This is a genomic window from Rahnella sp. P4_A8 (assembly GCF_056402435.1).
In genome coordinates this window covers 1-20,849 of the sequence record NZ_JBFUHK010000061.1, presented here as the reverse complement: position 1 = coordinate 20,849, position 20,849 = coordinate 1, and the positions used below count along the sequence as shown (strand labels likewise).

The window sequence follows — 20,849 nt, the reverse complement described above, 5'->3', positions numbered from 1 at the left end:
ATCTCACCATCTCACCATCTCACCATCTCACCATCTCACCATCTCACCATCTCACCATCTCACCATCTTCGGATTTCGTGATTTCAGGAGTGGCAGGATTGTTTGATTACAGGATTTTTCCAGTCTCAGGATTTCATTCAACTGGACATAATCTCTTAATCCTGGAAGTATTGGAATCCTGTGATTATCATGAACCAGCTGCTAAATATCTTTGAATCCTGGAATCTCTAAATCCTGCAAGGCTGCTATCTTAGGATGAAAGACGGGCTCAGATTATCCTGTACCAGCCTCCAGGTATTCTATGATTACAGGATAATAGAATCCTCGTTAAGATTATAGGATTTCAGGATTACATTAATTAAACACACTGCTGCCTGGCTATCATGAGAGGTAATTGAGAGAATCCTGGAATGCCAGGATGCTTATGTGATTACAGGATTTCAGGATTAAAACCACAGGTAGGATTACAGGATTTAATGATTATTTGATGTTTTACATGCAGTTAAGTCAGTTATAGTGATTTTATTTAATGTTATGATTCTGTGATTACAGGATTATATTAAAGGATTACATAATCCTGAGATTCCTATTGAGGATTGTATGATTACAGGATTCTGTGGGGGATCTTCGATTGCAGGATACCATGTGGTTAGTGTCTCGATAGAATCCTGAGATTATGATTGGTCATTCACCTGTACAAATGATTCAGAGATATTGGGATTAAAAGATAGTGGGAATAGCAAATCACCGGATTCGAAGATGCAGGGATTTCAGGATTCTGAGAGTGCAAGATGAGGAGATAGTAGAATATAGGTATGGTGAATCCTGACATCTGGTAATCATTGAATCCCAAGATAAAGAATCTTAGGATTCAACAATCATACAATCATACAATCATACAATCATACAATCAGGTGATTAATGCGTGACAACATCAAGTGCCCGGAGATGTTCAGGTTGCCAGGAAAGTAGCACTTCAGCGCCGGGTTGCCACTCCGGTTTCATGGCTGCTGCAGAAAGTTTGACCATGAAATTATCCTGACCGGCCACTTCCGTCATCATGCGTACGTGATCACCCAGATAAATGAATTGCTGAATTCTTGCCTTCACCTGTTCCATTCCGGGTTGCGGATTATTTACGTGAATACGCTCAGGGCGAATAGAGAGCAAAATCTTTTTGCCCGGCGAGCTTGGGCGAATTTTTACTGCACGCAGTTGAGTGCCGTCATCGAGTGATGCGCGGTAATAGTCGCCTTCGGCAGCATTGTTGGTGGCCAGCAGGCTGTTATTCTCGCCGATGAACTGAGCCACGAATGCATTATCCGGTTTTTCATAAATCACATTCGGGCTGTCCATCTGCTGGATCACACCATCATTGAACACCGCAACACGGTCAGACATCGTCATTGCTTCGCTCTGGTCATGCGTCACATAAACAATCGTCAGATCCAACATTTTATGAAGTTGCTTAATTTCCATCTGCATATGTTCGCGCAATTGTTTATCCAGCGCACCAAGGGGTTCGTCCATCAGCACCAGCTTAGGTTCAAACACCAGTGCGCGGGCTAGCGCAACACGTTGCTGCTGACCGCCCGACATTTGGGCAGGGTAGCGGTCAGCCAGAGATTTGAGTTTGACCATGTCCAGAATGCGGTCAACTTTCTCTTTGATATCAGATTTATTAAGCCGTCGAATGGTCAGTGGAAATGCCAGATTTTCCGCCACGGTCATGTGAGGGAAAAGCGCATAGTTCTGGAACACCATGCCGATATCTCGCTGATGTGGTGGCAAATTATGCAGAGGTTTATCGCGTAATAAGATTTCACCCTGGGTAGGCGTTTCAAAACCTGCAAGCATCATCAGACTGGTGGTTTTGCCGGAACCGGAAGGGCCCAACAGCGTCAGAAATTCTCCTTCGTGCACATCAAGGTTGAGGTTTTTGACTACCAGCTTGTCCCCGTCGTAACTCTTTTTGATATTTTTGAAGCTGACATACGTTCTCATCACAGGCACTCCGCAAATAAAATTATCGAAAATGGGATGACGCGACACGGCACAATTTGTGCATAAAACATCCTCAGAAGGATTGTTTGTCTGGCGTTATTAAAAATCTTTACCATCCGCTTCTGACGCTAACAAGCATTTTTTGACAAAATAACACAAAAAATAAGCCTGAGAGAAATCTCGCAGGCTTATGAATCTTATTGTTATTTTTATTTTAAAAGAGTTTATTGCTAGCAGTAAGATCTGTGTTTTACGCAGGATCAGGCAAATCACCTTGCAGGGTCAGCAGCCTATGGTCAGACCCCGGGATTGCACCACCGGCTTGCAGCCTGTGTCGCAAACACTCCACGATGTGCCCGAAAGCCGTTTCAATTTCTTCTTCAGGAACGCAACCGTAACCGAGCAAAAGCCCGCGCCGCGGGGCAGGGCGCAGGTAATATGCCGACAGCGGGCGTGTGAGAATTTTTTTCTGCTCCAGCTCTGCGCTCAGCGCCACATCATCAATCGAATCAGGCAGTGACAAAATCAGATGCAAACCGGCATTGCTGTTTTCACACAGGAATTCCGGACCGAGTTCCTGTCCGATAAGCCGTATCAGGGCATTACGTCGTCTGCCGTAAAGCAATCGCATCCGGCGGATGTGGGCGGCGTAATGCCCTTCGCGAATAAATTCCGCAAGCGTAAGTTGCGTCAGTCCGTTACCGGCACGGTACAACTCGGAGTGCGCAATTTTGAGGCGCGAGGCCAGCGGACGCGGCAGGACGACATAACTTATCCGCATTGCCGGATACAATGTTTTACTGAATGTACCGATGTAAATCACCGGCGCATCGCTGCTCAGTCCCTGCAACGCGGGGATCGGACTGCCCGAATAGCGAAATTCGCTGTCGTAATCATCTTCCACTACCCAGCTACCTTGCTGGCTGGCGATGGCAAGAATTTTTTGCCGTCGGGCCAGGCTCATCACTGAACCGAGCGGATAGTGATGTGACGGTGTCACGCATATCAGCTTAGGTGCGCGGTCCTGTGGCGGGCTGTCGGGCGGGTTCAGCCCGTTTTCATCCACCGGCACCGGCTGAATATCCACGCCGTTGATGGTCAGCACATTGCGTATTCCCCAGTAGCTCGGTTCCTCAATCCAGGCAACATCGCCCGGGTCACAGAGCATTTTCGCCAGCAAATCCAGCGCCTGGTGGGTGCCGGCGGTGATCAGGATCTGATCTGCCGTGCAGTCAACAGAACGCGCTATACGCAAATAATCTGCCAGCGCATGTTGCAGTTGCGGGCAGCCACCATGGCGGGAGTAGGTGAGGAATTCGGGCGGCAGACGACGGCTCAGACGGTTCTGCAACTTACGCCAGATGTCATGCGGAAATTTTGTGACGTCCGGTACCCCCGGCATAAACGCGCCCCACTGATGCGAGGCAACGCCGGTACGCGTCAGCAGTTGAGAACCGCGCTTGGAAAGTGACACATGGCTGCGAACCGGTGCGCAGCGCGGAGGTATTTTATCGGCGATCACGCCGTCTTTCGGTAAATCTGCAGGAACGAAGGTTCCGCTTCCGGTGCGGGTCTGAATGTAGCCTTCGGCCTGCAACTGCTCGTAGGCAGCCAGCACCGTGTTGCGCGAAATATCCAGCTCTTTGGCAAGGTCTCTTGAGGCGGGCAAGCGGCTGCCAGGCGCAATACTGCCATCAAATATAGCCTGTTGTAATGCCTGATAAACCCGCTTGTTCAGCGTGCCGGGCCGGGCATCTGAAAGCTCAGTGAGACGTTGCAAAATGAGGTCTGAAAGCAATGAGCGCAAAAGTGGATCCTCAAAATAAATGAAACTGGTTCTGGATTATAGAGCCGCTGGCGGGATAAAAAACAAGTACAGATTGCTAATTCGACAAATTGTTCATCTCGCAACCGGCAATCTATAAAACATCAACCTGAAGGCAGGAGCGAAAGATGAGTCACAGTGAACTGGAAAAACGCCGTAAAGAAGCGACGCCGCGTGGTGTAGGTGTCATGTGTGATTTCTATGCGGCAAAAGCAGAAAATGCCACGCTGTGGGATGAACACGGGCGGGAATACATCGATTTCACTGCCGGGATTGCGGTTCTGAACACCGGACATCGTCACCCGAAAATCGTTGAAGCCATCCGCAACCAGCTCGACCTGTTCACACACACTTCCTACCAGATTGTGCCTTATGCCAGCTTTGTGAATCTGGCTGAACGCATCAACGCGATTTCTCCGGTGAGCGGCAAAGCGAAAACCACTTTCTTCAGTACCGGCGCGGAAGCTGTCGAAAACGCGGTGAAAATTGCCCGCTCCGCCACCGGTCGCCCGGGCATCATCACTTTCTCCGGTGCATTTCATGGCCGCACGCTGCTGACCATGGCGTTGACCGGCAAAGTAGTGCCTTACAAAGTGGGCTTCGGGCCGTTCCCGGCCTCGGTCTTCCACGCCCAATATCCCAACGCCGTTCACGGTGTCACCACTGAAATGGCACTCGACAGTATTGAACGTATTTTTCGCAGCGATATCGCGCCGCAGCAGATTGCTGCGATCCTGTATGAGCCGGTACAAGGCGAGGGCGGTTTCAATATCGCGCCGGAAGATTTCGTGAAAGGGCTGCGCGAAATCTGTGACCGTCACGGCATCGTGATGATTGCCGACGAAGTACAGAGCGGCTTTGCGCGTACCGGTAAAATGTTCGCGTCAGAATACTATCCCGATGCCAAACCGGACATCGTCACGATGGCGAAAAGCCTCGGCGGCGGTTTGCCGATCTCGGGCGTAACCGGGCGCGCCGGGCTGATGGACGCACCGGAGCCGGGCGGCCTTGGCGGTACTTACGCGGGTAATCCGCTGGCCGTGGCCTCTGCGCTGGCAGTGCTGGATATCATCGAAGAAGAAAAATTGTGCGAGCGCGCAAATCGTCTCGGTGCAGAGCTGACTGAAGTACTCGGGAAAGCCAAAGCGAATTGTGCGGCACTGGTGGATGTCCGTGCGCGTGGTTCAATGGTGGCGGCCGAATTTAACGATCCCGTGACCGGAAAACCTTCTTCTGAACTGACCAAACAGTATCTGCGCAAAGCGCTGGACGCCGGATTGCTGATGCTCAGTTGCGGTGTGCATGGCAACGTGATCCGTTTCCTTTATCCGCTGACCATTCCTGATGTGCAGTTTAAAGAAGCCCTGGCAATTTTGTCCCGTGTGCTGACTGACTGAGGAAACCTGCGCATCGGGCTGAGTGATTAGCCGTTCAGACAGAGTGCACAGATGCACGAAAGCAGTGCCAATAATAAGAAACTGAGTGTCATGAGGCATAAAAAAATCACATAACGCCTCTTCAATCCCTGTCCGCCCGCCGTTCTGTGCGTGGCGGATGGACTCAACCGGAATGGCATGGTTTATGCTTCATTATAAAATATGATGCATCATATTTTTAACAATGCCGTTCTCTTAGCGTTTTTCCTTACTTTTTCGTTAACCCAGGAGTCACAGCATGTTCAAGAAAATAGCCCTTACCACGCTTCTTGCAGGTTTGGTGTTTCAGGCTCAGGCGGAATCCCTGACCGTGATTTCTTTTGGTGGCCTGAATAAGGACGCCCAGGACAAAGCATTTTACAAACCTTTTGCGGCAGCAGGAAAAGGCACGATTGAGCCAGGAGAATACAATGGCGAAATGGCGCGCATCCGTGCCATGGTTGAAACCAAACAGGTTGGCTGGGACGTCGTGGAAGTGGAAAGCCCGGAGCTTATCCGCGGCTGTGATGAAGGGCTGTTCGAACCGCTGGACTGGAACAAGCTGGGCGACAAAACGCAGTACGTGCCGGGCGCGGTCACCGAATGTGGTGCGGGCATCTTCCTGTGGTCAACCGTGCTGACTTATGACGCCAGTAAACTGAAAAAAGCGCCAACCAGTTGGGCCGACTTCTGGGACGTGAAAGATTTTCCGGGCAAACGCGCACTGCGCAAGAGCGCCAAATTCACGCTGGAAATCGCCTTACTGGCAGACGGTGTGAAACGTGAAGATATTTACAAAGTTCTGGCAACCCCTGCGGGCGTTGAACGTGCTTTCAAAAAACTTGATCAGATCAAACCGAACATTCAGTGGTGGGAATCCGGTGCACAGCCGTTGCAATGGCTGGTGTCCGGCGATGTGGTCATGACCTCTGCGTATAATGGCCGCGTCAGCGCCGCGCAAGGTGAAGGCCACGATTTCAAAATGGTCTGGGACAACAGTCTCTACGACCTCGACAGCTGGGCCATTGTCAAAGGTTCCAAACACAAAGATCTGGCCGAACAGTTTATAGCCTTCGCCAACAAACCTGAAAACCAGAAAGTCTTTGCCGAAACCATCCCCTATGGCCCGACCGAGAAGTCGGTCACCGGCATGATAGACGCGAAATATGCTCAGAATCTGCCAACCGCTGAGAAAAACCTGGCAGGCGCTTTGCAGGTAGATACTCACTTCTGGATTGAGCATGGTGAAGATCTCGAGCAACGGTTCAACGCCTGGTCTTCTAAGTAGTCGGCCCTTCATCCTTCAAGCTGCACCTGCGCTGGCTTCACTCGTGAACCCCGGTCACATACTCAAGTATGCTCCCGGGGATCCGTCTCGTTCGCCGCCTTGCTGCAACTCGAATGATTTTGGGCTGTGAGCCCGATAAAAGCATAAAAACCTCGCAGCGGGAGAAAAACATGAGTCAAACCGAAATGTTGACCACACCGGTGACGGAGGGATCAGCAGAAGGGCCAACATTGCGTCAGCGTCTGCGTAAAGTGGAAGCGGCGTATACGCGTCGTTCTTTATTGCTGATCGCGCCGCTGTTGCTGTTTGTTATTGTCAGTTTTCTGTTCCCGATTGCGTCCATTCTGGGCAAGAGTGTGACTAATCCGGAACTGGGCGCAACCCTGCCGGAAACTGTGGCGCAGCTTGCACACTGGGACGGCAAAACCGTGCCGGATGAAGCGACGTTTACTGCACTGGTCACCGATTTGCGTCATGCCCGCAGCAGCGGTCAGATGGCAACCATTGCCAAGCGTTTAAGCTACGAAGATAACCGTTACCGCAGCCTGATCACTGGCACATTACGTCAAGTACCCGCGGGAGGGGGCGCGATCCGTGAACCGTTAATCCAGAGCATGCCGCTGTGGGGTGAACTCAGCACCTGGCAGACGCTGCAACGTGCTTCGGGGCCGGTGACTTCTCTCTATTTATTGTCGGCGTTCGACCGGAAGGTAGACGTGGATACCGGCAAAATTGTCGCACTGCCACCGGATCAGGCGCTGTACGTCAACGTGCTGCTGCGCACATTGTGGATGGCGCTGGTGGTGACGATTTGCTGCGTCGTGCTGGGTTATCCGCTGGCGTACTGGCTGGCAAAACAACCTTCCGGACGCGCGAATTTGCTGATGATTCTGGTGTTACTGCCGTTCTGGACGTCGTTGATTGTCCGCACGGCCAGCTGGATTGTGCTGTTGCAATCGGGCGGCCTGATTAACCGGGCGTTACTTTCCACCGGCATTATCGATCACCCGCTGGTGATGGTGTTCAACCGCCTCGGCGTTTATATCTCGATGACGCACATCATGCTGCCGTTTATCGTCCTTCCTTTATATGCGGTGATGAAAAGCATTTCACCTAATTATGTTCGCGCCGCGATTTCACTGGGTGCGCATCCTTTCTCCGCCTTCTGGCGGGTGTACGTGCCGCAAACCTACGCGGGTGTCACGGCCGGTGCATTGCTGGTGTTTATGATGGCGATTGGTTACTACATCACGCCTGCGTTGCTGGGCGGTCCGGGCGATCAGATGGTCAGTTACTTCGTGGCGTTCTTTACCAATACGACCATGAACTGGGGCATGGCCGCAGCGCTGGGCAGTCAGTTGCTGGTGATTGTGGTGCTGCTGTACATCGTTTACATCCGCGTTACGCGCACTAAAGCTGAAATTGCAGCGCATTAAGGAGCCCGAAGATGAAACACGCAATGAGACAAAAAGGGGCGTTAATCCTGCGGTTATGGCGCTGGTGTTTTAATTTCTACAGTGCGGCGGTCCTGCTGTTTCTGATTGTGCCGGTGTTGATCATCGTGCCGCTGTCATTTAACGCCGGTTCGTTTCTCAGCTATCCGCTGACAGGGTTTTCGCTGCGCTGGTATCAGACGTTTTTCCATTCCAATGAATGGCTGAGTTCACTGGGTAACAGCCTGCTGATTGCGCCACTGGCGACTTTGCTCGCCACTCTTCTCGGCGTTCTGGCTGCGGTCGGGCTGGTGCGCGGTGAATTTCGCGGTAAATCACTGGTGATGGCCATTCTGATTTCGCCGATGATCGCGCCGGTAGTGATTATCGCCGTTGGCATGTTCTTCTTCTTTGCCCGCGTATCGCTGCTCAACAGTTATCTCGGGCTGGTGCTGGCACATGCATTACTTGGCGTGCCGTTTGTGGTGATCACGGTAGTGGCGATACTCAAAAATTACGACCGCAATTTATCCCGCGCCGCCGCCAGCCTCGGCGCGTCGCCGTGGACCGTATTCCGTAAAGTTACGCTGCCGCTGATTGCGCCGGGTGTTTTCTCAGGAGCGCTGTTTGCGTTTGCGGCGTCATTCGACGAAGTGGTGGTGACGTTATTTCTTGCCAGCCCGCGTCAGCGCACGCTGCCTATCCAGATGTTTGCCGGTATTCGTGAAAACCTCGACCCGACCATTGCGGCGGCGGCGTCGCTGATGGTCGGTGCATCGCTGATTTTGCTGCTGGTGATGGAACTGCTGCGCCGCCGTGGCGAACGCCTGCGTCATTCGCCGACAACACACTGACGTTAAATTCATCAGAGGACTTTACAGGTTCTCTTTTTTTGATTATTCCTGATGCATCAAATATCAAAAGTAACGGGAGCCATTTCTCATGACTGACACAACTCAGAAAAAAACGCTTTTGCTGACCGGCGCAAGCCGTGGCATTGGTCACGCGACAGTCAAACATTTCTATGCTGCGGGGTGGCGGATTTTCACCGCATCGCGGCAGAACTGGGTGGATGAATGTCCGTGGGCAGAGGGATTTCTCAATCATATTCACCTGGATCTGGAAGACATCGACAGCGTGCAGAAAGCCCTGCCGATGATCAAAGAACGCCTCGGCGGGCGGCTGGATGCGCTGGTCGATAACGCGGGTATTTCACCGAAAACCCCCACCGGTGGCCGTCTCGGTGTGCTCGACAGTGATTACGCCACCTGGTTGCAGGTGTTTAACGTCAACCTGTTTTCAACCGCCATTCTGGCAACCGGATTATTTGATGAACTGAAAACCGCGCAGGGCAGCATTATCAACGTAACCTCGATTGCGGGCAGCAAAGTGCATCCGTTTGCCGGTGTGGCCTATGCCTGTTCTAAAGCGGCGCTTTCGACGCTGACCCGCGAAATGGCACACGAATTCGGCCCGCACGGCATACGGGTAAATGCCATTGCGCCGGGGGAAATTGATACCGCGATCCTCTCGCCGGGCACGCAGGAAATTGTCGAGCGCAGCGTGCCGTTGCAGCGACTGGGTAAGGCTGAAGAAGTCGCTTCACTGATCCATTTTCTGTGCACATCGGGCGCTTCTTACGTGAACGGCGCTGAAATACATGTGAACGGCGGTCAGCATGTCTGAAGCGCCGTCATTGCTCACCACGGAGGTACCGCGTGTCAGCAGGTCGCAGGCAGAAAATATTGCTGCGCAGGTTTACGGGCTGGAAGGCAAAGCGGAGGTGCTGGGCGGCGAACGCGACAGCAATTTTTGCCTGACCACGGGGCCTGGCCACGCTTACATGTTGCGGTTTGTTAATCCGGCGGAAGTGCCCGCAGAAGTGGCTTTCCAGACCGCCATTCTCAGCCATCTGGCGATACGCGACAGCCAGTTGCCGGTGCCTCGGTTGCAGGAAAGTCGCCACGGTGAACTTACGCCGCAGGTGACGGTTGACGGACAAATGCTGACACTGCGTGCCGTCAGTTATCTGCCCGGTATCGCGCAATATCAGGTGTCGCGTTCAGCGGTGCTGATGCGGGAAATTGGCGACACGCTGGCACGGCTGGATATCGCGCTGAGCGATTTTAACCATCCCGGCGCACAGCGTGATCTGCTGTGGGACATCAGCGACATGTCACGCCTCGAGGGCTGGTTAACGCAACTCACTGACCCTGAGCAGCGCCGCACCATTACCCGCGTGCTGGAAACCCACCGGCAAAAAGTGGTTCCGGCCAGCCAGCGGTTGCGCAGACAAGTGATCCACAATGACCTGAATGCCCATAACGTTCTGGTAAACAGCGCTGATCCGCAGCGTCTCGCGGGCATTATTGATTTCGGTGACGCCCTTCACGCGCCCCTGATTAACGAACTGGCTACCGCCCTGGCTTATCAGCTCGATAGCGACGGCGACGATCTTTTCCTCTATTGCCGTCCGATGATTGCTGCGTATACCGCGCGTTTGCAACTCACCGGTGCCGAGCTGGATGTTTTACCGGAACTGGTGGCGTCACGACTGGCGCTGAGTCTGCTGATTGCCCAGCATCGTGCGGTGCTGTATCCGCAAAACCGTGATTATATTTTGCGTAATCAGGTGCATGCATGGGGAAGTTTATCGCGTCTGATGGCGCTGCCGTTTTCGCAGACTGACCTGATATTTCGTCAGTCATGCGCGTTTGAACAGAAATAAGAGGCCGTTATATGCTCACTCCGAAACAGGTTTTAGAAGGTCGTCAGCAATTTCTTGGCGGCGGTTACCGGCTGTTTTATCAGGAACCGCTGCATGTGGTGCGCGGCGAAGGCGTCTGGTTATATGACAGCGAAGGGCGGCGCTATCTGGATGCTTACAATAATGTTGCGTCTGTCGGTCATTGCCATCCGGCGGTGGTTGAAGCCATCACCACGCAGGCCGCGCAACTCAATACACACACGCGTTATCTGAATGATGCGATTGTCGAATTTGCTGAAGATTTCCTGACCGAGTTTCCTCCTGAGCTGCGCAACCTGACCATGACCTGCACCGGCAGCGAAGCCAACGATCTGGCGCTGCGTGTCGCACGACAAATTACCGGCGGGCAGGGCGTTATTGTGACGAGCTGGGCGTATCACGGTGTGACCAGCGCGCTGGCAGAACTTTCCCCCTCGCTTGGTGACGGGTTTGAGCAAGGCAAAAATGTCTGGCTGACTGATGCGCCGGACACGTTCCGCCATCCCGGCGTATTCTCTGCGGGCGTGGAGCGCGCGCTGGAAGAAATGAAACACGCGGGCGTGAAACCGGCGGCGCTGTTAGTGGACACGATTTTCTCCAGTGATGGTGTATTCAGCCCGGACCCGCTGGACATGCAGCGCGCCGTCGGGCTGGTGCGTGCGGCAGGTGGATTATTTATCGCAGACGAAGTGCAGCCCGGTTTTGGCCGTACCGGCAGCCAGCGCTGGGGATTCGCCCGCTACGGCGTAACGCCTGACCTGGTCAGTCTGGGCAAACCGATGGGTAACGGTCATCCGGTCGCCGGGCTGGTCGGCAGACCGGAACTGTTCGCGGAATTTGGCCGCCGTCAGCGCTATTTCAATACTTTCGGCGGTAACCCGGTTTCCTGCCGCGCCGCGCATGCCGTTTTACAGATTTTGCGTCGTGAAGAGTTGCAGCAGAACGCGCAGATGACCGGCGCAATCTTGCGTGAAGGGCTACAAAAACTGGCGCAACGTTATCCGGTCATCGGCGATGTACGCGGCGACGGTTTGTTTATCGGTGTGGAACTGGTGAGCGATCAGCGCAATACGCCTGCGCCGGAACTGGCGGCATTTATCGTCAATGAAATGCGCCAGAAACAGGTTTTGATTAGTGCTACGGGACCGGCGGCGAATGTCCTGAAAATTCGCCCGCCGCTGGTCTTCCAGCCGGAACACGCGACGCTGTTGCTGCAAACACTGACAAGCGTGCTGGCGGAGATGCCGGGATAAGGAACGCACATTTGCGAAACCGAATGTGCTATAGAATTCTGGAACATCGGCTATCCGCGTAATGTATGCGCCTTTAGCTGATGAGGTACTGAATGTCGGGTCTTGAATGTAGCGATTTAAAAATCTTAGTCAATTCATAACAAAAACAGAGTTAACTCTTTATCAAAAAGATCTTTGTTGAAGACCTGGTGAGTGGTATTTTAAAATCACATGAGGGAATTATAAATTACTTGAATGTATTAAGAATGTGATGGTTACTCAGGGAGTAAAGAATGATTTATTCAAGTTGGAAGTGGGTAGTATTACTCCCGTTACTTACAAAACCTGTTTCATTTGTTTTATTTGGTGGTGTGGTCTCTTCACTTATTATTTTTCCTTTATTGTACAGCCAGGATGTTCAGGAGTGGAAAGGCAATATTAATAACATTCAAAATATGGGCAGCTTTTATGATTCAGATAATTTGCAAGGAGATATCTCAGCAGGAAACTATATCAGGAATCCTTCACAATACACTGAGGTGCAAGTTAAGACTTTACTGTTCTCTAAGTCAGGAAATCCGCAAGAATGTAACGCCAAAATCCGAGAGTTTTTAACTTCAGTCAAAAAAATACAGCCTCATAATATTCCCGTTGTATTAAATAAAGTGTGTGCTAATCGTGGATTTGCTATCGGAAGGTTTGCTGATGAGAATACCATCATTTCTATTTTACCCTTGCATGATAAAGGCTACAGTTTAGTCGGGGTTAAAATACGTAAATACTCCATTCTGGGGAAACCCGCTTTCTCGAAATCTATAATGAATTTTTCGAACGTCTGGCCTGCATTAATTATTATCATTTTATCGATGGTTATTAGCTATTTACTGTCATTAATAGCAGGAGGATATCTCCGGGTCCTCAATGAATATGCATCTAAAGATGGATTAACAGGATGTTTACGAAGGGAGGCATTTTACGCGAAAGCAAGTTACGAATTAGAAAAATCCAAGAAAAATAATGTGCCTTTTAGTGTTTTAGTGATCGACCTTGATCATTTAAGAGACGTGAATAACACCTATGGCCATGCCAAAGGTGATACGGCTATTTCTCTGATTGCTGAAACAATACTTAAGAGCTTACGTGGAACTGACTTTGTTGGCAGGGTGGGAGGCGATGAATTTATCGTTATACTTAAAGATACCACACCTGCAGATGCATTATTAATCGCAAACAGGATCCGTCATTCAGTGAAGAGTTTAAAACTTGATGATTTATCTTTATCAGTAAGTATCGGTATCTCTCAGTGTGAGAAACAGAATGCTACATTACAAGAAATCATTTCTAAAGCCGATACGAATCTCTATCTGGCAAAGCGTCAGAGAAATGAAGTTGTTTTTGAAAATGATATCCTCAGGTAATTTCTGTTGTTACAGTATGCCAGTTACTACTGGCTGATGTTTTCCTCTATATGTCAAATAAGTGATATTTCACTTAATACATTAAACAGACTCTGCGAGATAATCTCAGACCCCCTGAATACCCTTTTTTCTCAGCGCATACGTTAGCACGCACGCTACAGGACTTCGCGACTCACGGTCAGAAACTCGACCATCTTCTGGCTGCCGTCGAGAATATCTTCCTGAATGGCACGCCTGGCGGTTGCGCCGTCGCCTTTACGCAGTGCAATCAAAATCTCTTCGTGATGTTCAATGGCCATACGTTGTGAGAAATGAGCATAAGCCTGTGCAATCAGCGGGCCGGTGCGCATCCATAAACTGTCGATGAAATTGCTTAAAAGGGGCATCCGCGCACTTTGTGACAGCATCAGATGGAACTCGCTGTTGAGGCGCAGTGCTTCGGGCAAATCTTCGCTGCTGATGGCTTTGCGGTTATCTTTAATATTCTGCGTAATCCGTTGCAACTCATATTCCGTTACCGATTGCGCTGCTTTCTCCGCCCCGAGACCTTCCAGTTCCAGCCGTAAGGTGCGAATTTCCTGATATTGCTGTTCATCGAGCTGCGGTACGCGGATGTCTTTCGGGGTACGCATTTCCAGCGCCTGTTCTTTGGCCAGCTGTAAAATCGCATCCCGCACCGGCGTGACACTGGTACCCACCTGTTCGGCCAGTTCGCGGATACGTAAACGATCATTAGGTTTCAGGCGGCCGGTAATCAGTGCCTCGCGCAAGGTGGCGTAAACGCTGCTGCCCAGATAGGCGTGATTAATTGAGTTGATGGGATAATTCAAAAGTTCACCGTAGCAATGAGAGTGCGCATACCCGGAGTTGGGAAGAGGCCGTGGAAAACGATTATACAACATGATGCATCAAATGTGAGGATGGCGGGGGCAGCCTTTTCTTTCTTTTGAAGCGACTGCCTGGCCAGATATCATGCTGACCAGGCAGGGTTATTACATGACCAGCTTAACTTCCTGCTTCCTGCGGAGCAGGGTCATCCTGCAAGTGCTTTTTAAAGTGTTTCTCAATCTGTTCTAACGTTTTACCCTGCGTTTCAGGCGCAAAGATAATGGCAAATATTCCGCCTGCGACACCGATGGCGGCAAAGCAGAAGAATGACATCGTCAGCCCGATAGACTCCAGCATGATCGGGAACATAAAGGCGATGGAGAAGTTGGTCATCTGCATGGCAAATACCGATACGCCGTTAGCCATGCCGCGGATGCGCATCGGGAACATTTCCGACAGCAGCAGCCAGGTAACAGGCGACAACGCGCCCTGCTGGAAGCACAGGAAAATCAGCATACCGCCAAGTACCAGATAGCTGCGAACCGCATCGGGATGACCGTTGACAGTTTCCGGCATCAGCCAGGTGACTAATCCGATGGCAAGCAGCGTCAGGGTACAGCCGATCTGACCGGTCAGCAGCAGCGGACGGCGCCCGAAACGGCTGAGCAGCATGATGCCCACAAACGTCATGATCACTGAGATGACCCCGTTGGCGATAGTCGCCATCAGAGACGCATTAGTGCTTAACCCCGTGGCCTGCAACATGGTCGGTGCGTAGAACATAATGGTATTCACGCCGGAGAGTTGTTGCAGCATGGCGATACCAATCCCCAGAAACACCAGACGTTTCATCCACACGGAGATAGTCTTCTGGCGGCGGGAATGCTTCTCGCTTTTGGAACTCATGGAACTGCGGATCTCGCTCAGCTCTTTCTCTACTCTGCCTGCCTTACGGGTACGCTCCAGCACGTCACGCGCTTCGCGATAGCGGCCGTGCATGGCATACCAGCGCGGAGTATCAGGCAGGAAAAGCATCCCGACCCACAACACCACCGCCGGAACGCAGGCGACACCCAGCATCCAGCGCCAGGTGGTTTCGCCACCCCACACTTCGTTGATGGCCGCATTACTGGTATACGCAATCAGCTGGCCGGAGACGATCATCAGTTCCTGTAATGTAACGAACTGCCAGCGGCGATGAGAGGGGACGATTTCCGCGATATAGATGGGCACAATCGCTGCCGCGCCACCGACTGCCAGCCCCAGAATAAACCGGCAGATAATCATTATCACGACGTTGGGCGCCGTGGCACAACCGAGCGAACCGGCCATAAAGATCAGTGCCATCACCAGAATGACTTTCTTACGCCCGAAACGGTCAGCCACGCGACCAGCACAGACTGCACCCACAGCCGAACCCAGTATCAGGAAGCTGGTGACCATCCCGGTTGTTAACGATGTCAGATGCAGATCGTGCTTCATGAACAGCAAAGCACCGGCAATCACCCCGGTATCGTAGCCAAAAAGTAAGCCACCCAGGGTGGCAATAAAGGCAATTACTTTCACCAGCGGTTCGGTCGGTTGCGAGGCTTTCGCCGCATCATCCCGACCGCCACTGTTTATTTTCTCACTCACAGATGCTCCCTAATCATTACTTTTCTTATGGTTTTTGTGTGACTCATGTCACACATTATAAATCTAACGCATAATCCGGATATTGAAAGGAAACGGGAAAAATGAAGGGAAACGAAGGCTGGTGGCGCTGAATTTAACGGGGGAAATATTACTTTTTTGTGACGAGATATTCGTAAAAGTGATTAGTAAGGCTTAACAAATAAACATCAAAAATGTCAGGCTCCATCAAACGATGATGAGGCCTCTATTCTTACCTAAAAGTGAGTCACAGCGCGCATTGGTTTGATATCCCACAAGGAATAATTTGAGTTAAGCGTGGGAAGATCTTTTCCTTTTTGAGCCAATGTTATGAAAAATAAATGTGACATAATTTCAAATATTACCCGGCGTGATTTCGTCAAGGTCAGCAGCATGGTGGCTGCGCTTCCTCTGGCCGGATTCAAATTCAGTCATGCCGTCGATAAATCTTCTGTTACCCCTTCAGGATTAGCGCCATCTCCGGTCAACGTGGTGGCGACATGTAGTACGTTTGACTGCGGTGGAAAATGTGATATCCGGGCGCATGTTCAGGACGGCGCAGTTATTCAAATTACCACGCGGCCTGATGCAGAACTTGACCCTGCCATGCCGGTGATGCGTGCCTGTGTCCGTGGACGGAGTTACCGGAAGTTTGTCTATCATCCTGATCGTCTGAAATATCCGATGAAGCGCGTTGGCAAACGCGGTGAAGGCAAATTTGTCCGGATAAGCTGGGATGAGGCGACGACGCTTATCGCTGAAAATCTGCAACGTATTACTGCAAAATACGGCCCGTCATCGCGCTACGTGCATGTCGGGACCGCAGTCAGCGGCGGTGCCTTCTCCGGCGATACTATGGCCCGCCGGTTATTGAATCTGACCGGCGGTCATCTCAGTTCCTACCATTCTGTCAGTATGGGAAATACGGCGGCGGCGACGCCCTACACCTACGGCACGGCGGCGAGCGGTAACACGCTGGATACGCTGGCAGATACGCCGCTGGTGATCCTGTGGGGGCATAATCCGACTGAAACCATTTTTGGTCACACCAATCACTATTTTCAGCAGATGAAGCAAAACGGCACGCGCTTCATTGTGGTAGATCCGCGCTATTCAGATACCGCTTCTTCGCTGGCGGATGAATGGATCCCGCTGCGCCCTTCAACAGATAACGCGCTTATGGATGCGATGATGTACGTCATCGTCAGCGAAAATCTGCACGATAAAGCCTTCATTGAGCGCTATACGCTCGGATTTGATGAAAGCTCAATGCCGGAAGGCGTGCCGCCGAACGAATCGCTGATGGCGTATCTGACAGGTGCTAAAGATGGCGTGAAAAAAACGCCAGAATGGGCGGAAGTGATCACCCATGTTCCGGCTCAGACCATCCGCCGGCTGGCCAGAGAGTATGCAACAACCAAACCTGCCGCACTGATCCAGGGCTGGGGGCCACAGCGGCATAATTGTGGCGAACGTACCGCGCGCGGCTCGACGCTGCTGGCCACCATAACCGGGAATGTCGGGGTCAAAGGTGGCTGGGCGGGCGGTTACGGCGGCATTGGCAACCGTAAATTCACCACGGGGCCGGAGATGCCGGACAATCCGGTGAAACAAAAAATCTCGGTGATGAACTGGGTACAGGCAGCCGATGACGCGAGCCTTGTCACACCAAAGGACGGGCTGACCGGCGGGGAAAAACTCGACAGCAATATCCGCATTCTTTTCTCTCTCGCGGGTAATTATCTGGCTAACCAGAACCCGGATATCCATCAGGCCGTAAAGGTGCTCGAAGATGAATCGAAAATTGAATTCATTGTTGCCAGCGATCTTTACCTCACGCCAAGCGCTAAATATGTCGATCTGCTGCTGCCGGAAACCAGCTTTATGGAACGCTGGAATATCGGTGAAACCTGGGGCACCGGCAATTATCTGATGTTGTCTGAAAAACTGATTGAACCCCCATTTGAAAGCCGGTCGGATTACGACTGGTTACGCGAGGTGGCAGCAAAACTGGGCGTCGAACAGGAATTCAGTCAGGGGCGTACGGAGAAAGAATGGATTGTCCACATCTGGGAGAAAACCCGTCAGGCGATTCCGCAGGAGGAACTGCCGACCTTTGAACAATTGCAGGTCACCCGCCGACATCTTTTCAAAAGCGCGCCGCATGTGGCGTTTGAAGATAATATCCGCGACCCGAAAAACCATCCTTTCCAGACACCTTCCGGCAAAATCGAGATTTTCTCGCGCAGGCTTTATGACATGAATCACCCGGAAATCCCGGCGTTATCGCACTATGTGTCCGCTCACGAAGGGCCGGAGGATGCACTTTCGGCGCGATTCCCGTTGCAGCTGATTACCTGGAAAGGCAAAAACCGGGCGAACTCGACGCAGTATGCCAACCCGTGGTTGCAGGAAGTGCAGACACAAAAACTGTGGATCAATCCGCTGGATGCCCAACGGCGCGGTATCGCGCAGGGCGACAGCGTACGTATTCACAATGACCGTGGTGTGACGCAAATTCCGGCGGAAGTGACTCAGCGGATTATGCCCGGTGTGGTGGCGATGCAGGCTGGTGCCTGGTGGCAGCCGGATGCCAGCGGTGTCGATCACGGCGGTTGCGCCAACGTACTCAGTTCGGCGCGTATTACCGCGCTGGCGAAAGGGAATTCCCATCAAACCATGCTTGTGGAGGTTGTTAAGGCATGAGCCAGTTTATTGATTATCCACCGGTCAGCGCCCGCCAGCTCGGCTTCTTTATCGATTCCTCACGTTGTTCCGGCTGTAAAGCCTGTCAGGTTGCCTGCAAAGATAAAAACAATCTTGAAGTGGGCAGGCGTTTTCGCCGTATCTATGAAATCAAAGGGGGCGGTTTCATCCCCACAGGCATGGGCGGAATGATCAACAACGTGTACGCCTATACGCTGTCTATTTCCTGCAATCACTGCAAAGACCCGGTTTGTACTAAAAATTGCCCGACCACGGCCATGCATAAACGTCCTGGTGACGGCATTGTGCGGGTGAATACCGATAAATGCGTCGGTTGCGGATACTGTGCGTGGTCTTGCCCGTACGGTGCTCCTCAACTGAATACGCAGACCGGTCAGATGTCGAAATGTGATTTCTGTGTCGATTTGCAGGCAAGCGGTCAGCAGCCGGTATGCGTCTCAACCTGTCCGTTAGGTGCGATCAAATTTGGTCCGATCGATGAATTACGGACGAAATACGGCAGCCTCTGTGATGTTCAGGGATTGCCAGATTCAGCGCTCACTCACCCCAATCTGGTCATCAAACCGCACCAGGGTGCAGAAAAAGGGAGTCAATAATCATGCAGGAATGGCCACTGATCGTCTTTACGTTGCTGATCCAGCTTTCCGTAGGCAGCACGCTTTTCACCACATTTATCCTGATGTATGCCGCTGACAGCCTGAATACGCAGGAAAAATGGCGCGTTGCAGTACCTGCCATGTTGCTGGCTTTTGTCGCCGGTGCGCTGGGCCTTGTCGCTTCAACCGCGCATCTGGGCTATCCGCTGAATGCCTTTCATGCGCTGAGTCATATCAGCAGTTCCTGGCTGAGCCGGGAAATCGTTTTCGCCAGTCTTTATCTCGGTATTCTGGGGTTGACCACGCTGATTGGGCTGGTAGCAAAACGCGTCGCGACTTCTCTTATGCTGCTCGCTTCTCTTTTGGGCCTGATTGATCTCTTCTGCATGAGCGCGATTTACGTCCATGCGTCTGTCGCGACCTGGATGCACATCAATACTTACGTGATGTTTTACGCAACCGCGCTGAGTCTGGGGGCCATCACCGCGCTGTGGCGGCTTTCCCGCTGCCCGTGGCTGCCCTGGAAACAGGCGAGGAGGATCTCGGTTATCTGCGGTGGCGCGCTGATCGTCGTTACGCTGGCGCGCCTGCTGGAACAGCCGGTGTATCTTGAGTATCTTAACGGTGTGAGCCGCGATGCGGTGACGTTCCCGCATCAGCCGCTGGTGGCTTTCGCTCAGTCCGGCAGGTTGCGGTTGATGGCGTGGGTGATACTGACTGTAGGCACGATTATCACGGCGTGCAGCCTGCAAACGCACCGTATTGGCCGCTTACTGCTGGTGACGGGCGGGACGACGGTGTTACTGGCAGAAATCATGCTGCGTTTTAACTTCTTCAGCATTCACTGATGCGTGTGTTTTCGCTTCATGCCAGTCCGCGCATGATGTGCGCCGGACGGGCATGCGTGCGCAATACGGTGAAAAATAGCCGCTGCGTGGCCTGTGCAGATGTTTGCCCGACAGGGGCCGTTACGCTCAATGAAGAAGGCATGATAGAGATGGATCCGCAGGCCTGTATCGGCTGCGGTTATTGTCTTTTTAACTGCCCCACCGGTGCGCCGGAGGGCATTGCACCGCCGCAAAGGCATTATCGCGCTGACCGGCTGGTGATGCCGCTGACTCGCGTTGCGCCCTGTACTGAAGAATTGCTGATGTGGCACAGCGAATACGGCATCCGTTTTGTTGAGATGAAAGCGGAAAGCGCGGCTGGCTGGTTTAAGGCCATCGCCACGCTGAATGTTCGCCTGAAACGAATGCAGGAACCGCTGTGGAATATTGTGCCACCGTCCCGGCAAACGATGAACGGTTCACGCCGCCGGTGGTTGCATCTTAAAAACGAAGGCGCTTCTGCCGGTAACGTACCTGTCGGGCGTCGGTTCAGGCGCGCCCGTTTTACACAGATCAGTGAATATCACGTTGATCTCGATAAACACCGTTGCGTACTCTGCGGCGCCTGTAGCCGTGTCTGTCCCGAACAAGCCATCCGCCTGGATAATCTGGCATTAACGCTGGATCCTTTGAAATGTACCGGTTGTGGCAACTGCGAGGCGGTGTGCTTTGATGGCGCTATCTCCGTATCCGCGCGTGAAAACAGTGAAAGTACGTTAACCGTTTCCAGGCTTGAACAAGCACAATGCCGGGTGTGTGGCTGCATATTTCCCGCCTGGTCTGCGCAGGATAATGAA

17 protein-coding genes are annotated in these 20,849 nt (G+C 52.1%); 13 read left to right on the top strand and 4 right to left on the bottom strand.

The window, feature by feature from the left end; all coding sequences use genetic code 11:
* A partial coding sequence (locus AC1DUO_RS20290; RefSeq protein WP_477988484.1) for a hypothetical protein occupies nt 1-215 on the top strand: 215 nt, incomplete at its 5' end.
* 703 nt (nt 216-918) lie between these two features.
* On the opposite strand, the gene AC1DUO_RS20285 is transcribed toward AC1DUO_RS20290, so the two are convergent.
* Nucleotides 919-2,004, bottom strand: coding sequence for an ABC transporter ATP-binding protein (locus tag AC1DUO_RS20285; RefSeq protein ID WP_013577995.1), 1,086 nt, complete (start codon nt 2,002-2,004; stop codon nt 919-921).
* Nucleotides 2,005-2,254: 250 nt separating this feature from the next.
* The gene (gene pdxR, locus AC1DUO_RS20280) at nt 2,255-3,811 is read right to left on the bottom strand and encodes a MocR-like pyridoxine biosynthesis transcription factor PdxR (protein WP_119262367.1); all 1,557 of its coding nucleotides are present in this window, start codon (nt 3,809-3,811) and stop codon (nt 2,255-2,257) included.
* Between the two features lie 146 nt (nt 3,812-3,957).
* On the opposite strand from pdxR, the gene AC1DUO_RS20275 reads away from it, so the two are divergent.
* The 8 genes from AC1DUO_RS20275 to AC1DUO_RS20240 all read left to right on the top strand — a co-directional run bounded on the left by AC1DUO_RS20275 (nt 3,958) and on the right by AC1DUO_RS20240 (nt 13,361).
* On the top strand, nt 3,958-5,226 hold the full coding sequence (locus tag AC1DUO_RS20275; RefSeq protein ID WP_119262366.1) for a 4-aminobutyrate--2-oxoglutarate transaminase: 1,269 nt from the start codon (nt 3,958-3,960) through the stop codon (nt 5,224-5,226).
* Nucleotides 5,227-5,503: 277 nt separating this feature from the next.
* Nucleotides 5,504-6,532, top strand: coding sequence for an ABC transporter substrate-binding protein (locus tag AC1DUO_RS20270; protein ID WP_013577998.1), 1,029 nt, complete (start codon nt 5,504-5,506; stop codon nt 6,530-6,532).
* 170 nt (nt 6,533-6,702) lie between these two features.
* Nucleotides 6,703-7,968 carry an ABC transporter permease gene (locus AC1DUO_RS20265; protein ID WP_013577999.1) on the top strand — a complete coding sequence of 422 codons (1,266 nt, stop codon included), beginning with the start codon at nt 6,703-6,705 and terminating at the stop codon, nt 7,966-7,968.
* A 23-nt stretch (nt 7,969-7,991) separates the two neighbouring features.
* The gene (locus tag AC1DUO_RS20260; RefSeq protein ID WP_014416619.1) at nt 7,992-8,819 is read left to right on the top strand and encodes an ABC transporter permease; all 828 of its coding nucleotides are present in this window, start codon (nt 7,992-7,994) and stop codon (nt 8,817-8,819) included.
* Nucleotides 8,820-8,907: 88 nt separating this feature from the next.
* Nucleotides 8,908-9,651, top strand: coding sequence for an SDR family NAD(P)-dependent oxidoreductase (locus AC1DUO_RS20255; RefSeq protein ID WP_014416620.1), 744 nt, complete (start codon nt 8,908-8,910; stop codon nt 9,649-9,651).
* Entirely contained in the window at nt 9,644-10,693 is a 1,050-nt protein-coding gene (locus AC1DUO_RS20250; RefSeq protein WP_119262365.1) for a phosphotransferase, read from the top strand. Before AC1DUO_RS20255 ends, AC1DUO_RS20250 begins: the two co-directional genes overlap by 8 nt.
* An 11-nt stretch (nt 10,694-10,704) precedes the next feature.
* The gene (locus tag AC1DUO_RS20245; RefSeq protein WP_119262364.1) at nt 10,705-11,964 is read left to right on the top strand and encodes an aspartate aminotransferase family protein; all 1,260 of its coding nucleotides are present in this window, start codon (nt 10,705-10,707) and stop codon (nt 11,962-11,964) included.
* Nucleotides 11,965-12,236: 272 nt separating this feature from the next.
* Nucleotides 12,237-13,361 carry a GGDEF domain-containing protein gene (locus AC1DUO_RS20240; RefSeq protein ID WP_037032718.1) on the top strand — a complete coding sequence of 375 codons (1,125 nt, stop codon included), beginning with the start codon at nt 12,237-12,239 and terminating at the stop codon, nt 13,359-13,361.
* A 155-nt stretch (nt 13,362-13,516) separates the two neighbouring features.
* Here the strand turns inward: AC1DUO_RS20240 and AC1DUO_RS20235 are convergent, their stop codons facing one another.
* Both AC1DUO_RS20235 and AC1DUO_RS20230 read right to left on the bottom strand, forming a co-directional pair.
* A complete protein-coding gene (locus AC1DUO_RS20235; protein ID WP_014416624.1) occupies nt 13,517-14,191 on the bottom strand; it encodes a GntR family transcriptional regulator in 675 nt (224 codons plus the stop codon).
* Between the two features lie 175 nt (nt 14,192-14,366).
* On the bottom strand, nt 14,367-15,824 hold the full coding sequence (locus tag AC1DUO_RS20230; protein WP_013578006.1) for a sugar porter family MFS transporter: 1,458 nt from the start codon (nt 15,822-15,824) through the stop codon (nt 14,367-14,369).
* A 348-nt stretch (nt 15,825-16,172) separates the two neighbouring features.
* Here AC1DUO_RS20230 and AC1DUO_RS20225 point away from each other — a divergent pair, with 348 nt between their 5' ends.
* From AC1DUO_RS20225 to AC1DUO_RS20210, 4 genes are all read left to right on the top strand, one after another.
* Entirely contained in the window at nt 16,173-18,548 is a 2,376-nt protein-coding gene (locus tag AC1DUO_RS20225; protein WP_013578007.1) for a DMSO/selenate family reductase complex A subunit, read from the top strand.
* On the top strand, nt 18,545-19,165 hold the full coding sequence (locus tag AC1DUO_RS20220; protein WP_013578008.1) for a DMSO/selenate family reductase complex B subunit: 621 nt from the start codon (nt 18,545-18,547) through the stop codon (nt 19,163-19,165). Before AC1DUO_RS20225 ends, AC1DUO_RS20220 begins: the two co-directional genes overlap by 4 nt.
* Nucleotides 19,166-19,167: 2 nt before the next feature.
* Nucleotides 19,168-20,013, top strand: coding sequence for a dimethyl sulfoxide reductase anchor subunit family protein (locus AC1DUO_RS20215; RefSeq protein ID WP_013578009.1), 846 nt, complete (start codon nt 19,168-19,170; stop codon nt 20,011-20,013).
* The coding region (locus AC1DUO_RS20210; protein WP_477988475.1) for a 4Fe-4S binding protein at nt 20,013-20,849 on the top strand (837 nt) is incomplete at its 3' end. The genes AC1DUO_RS20215 and AC1DUO_RS20210, both read left to right, overlap by 1 nt.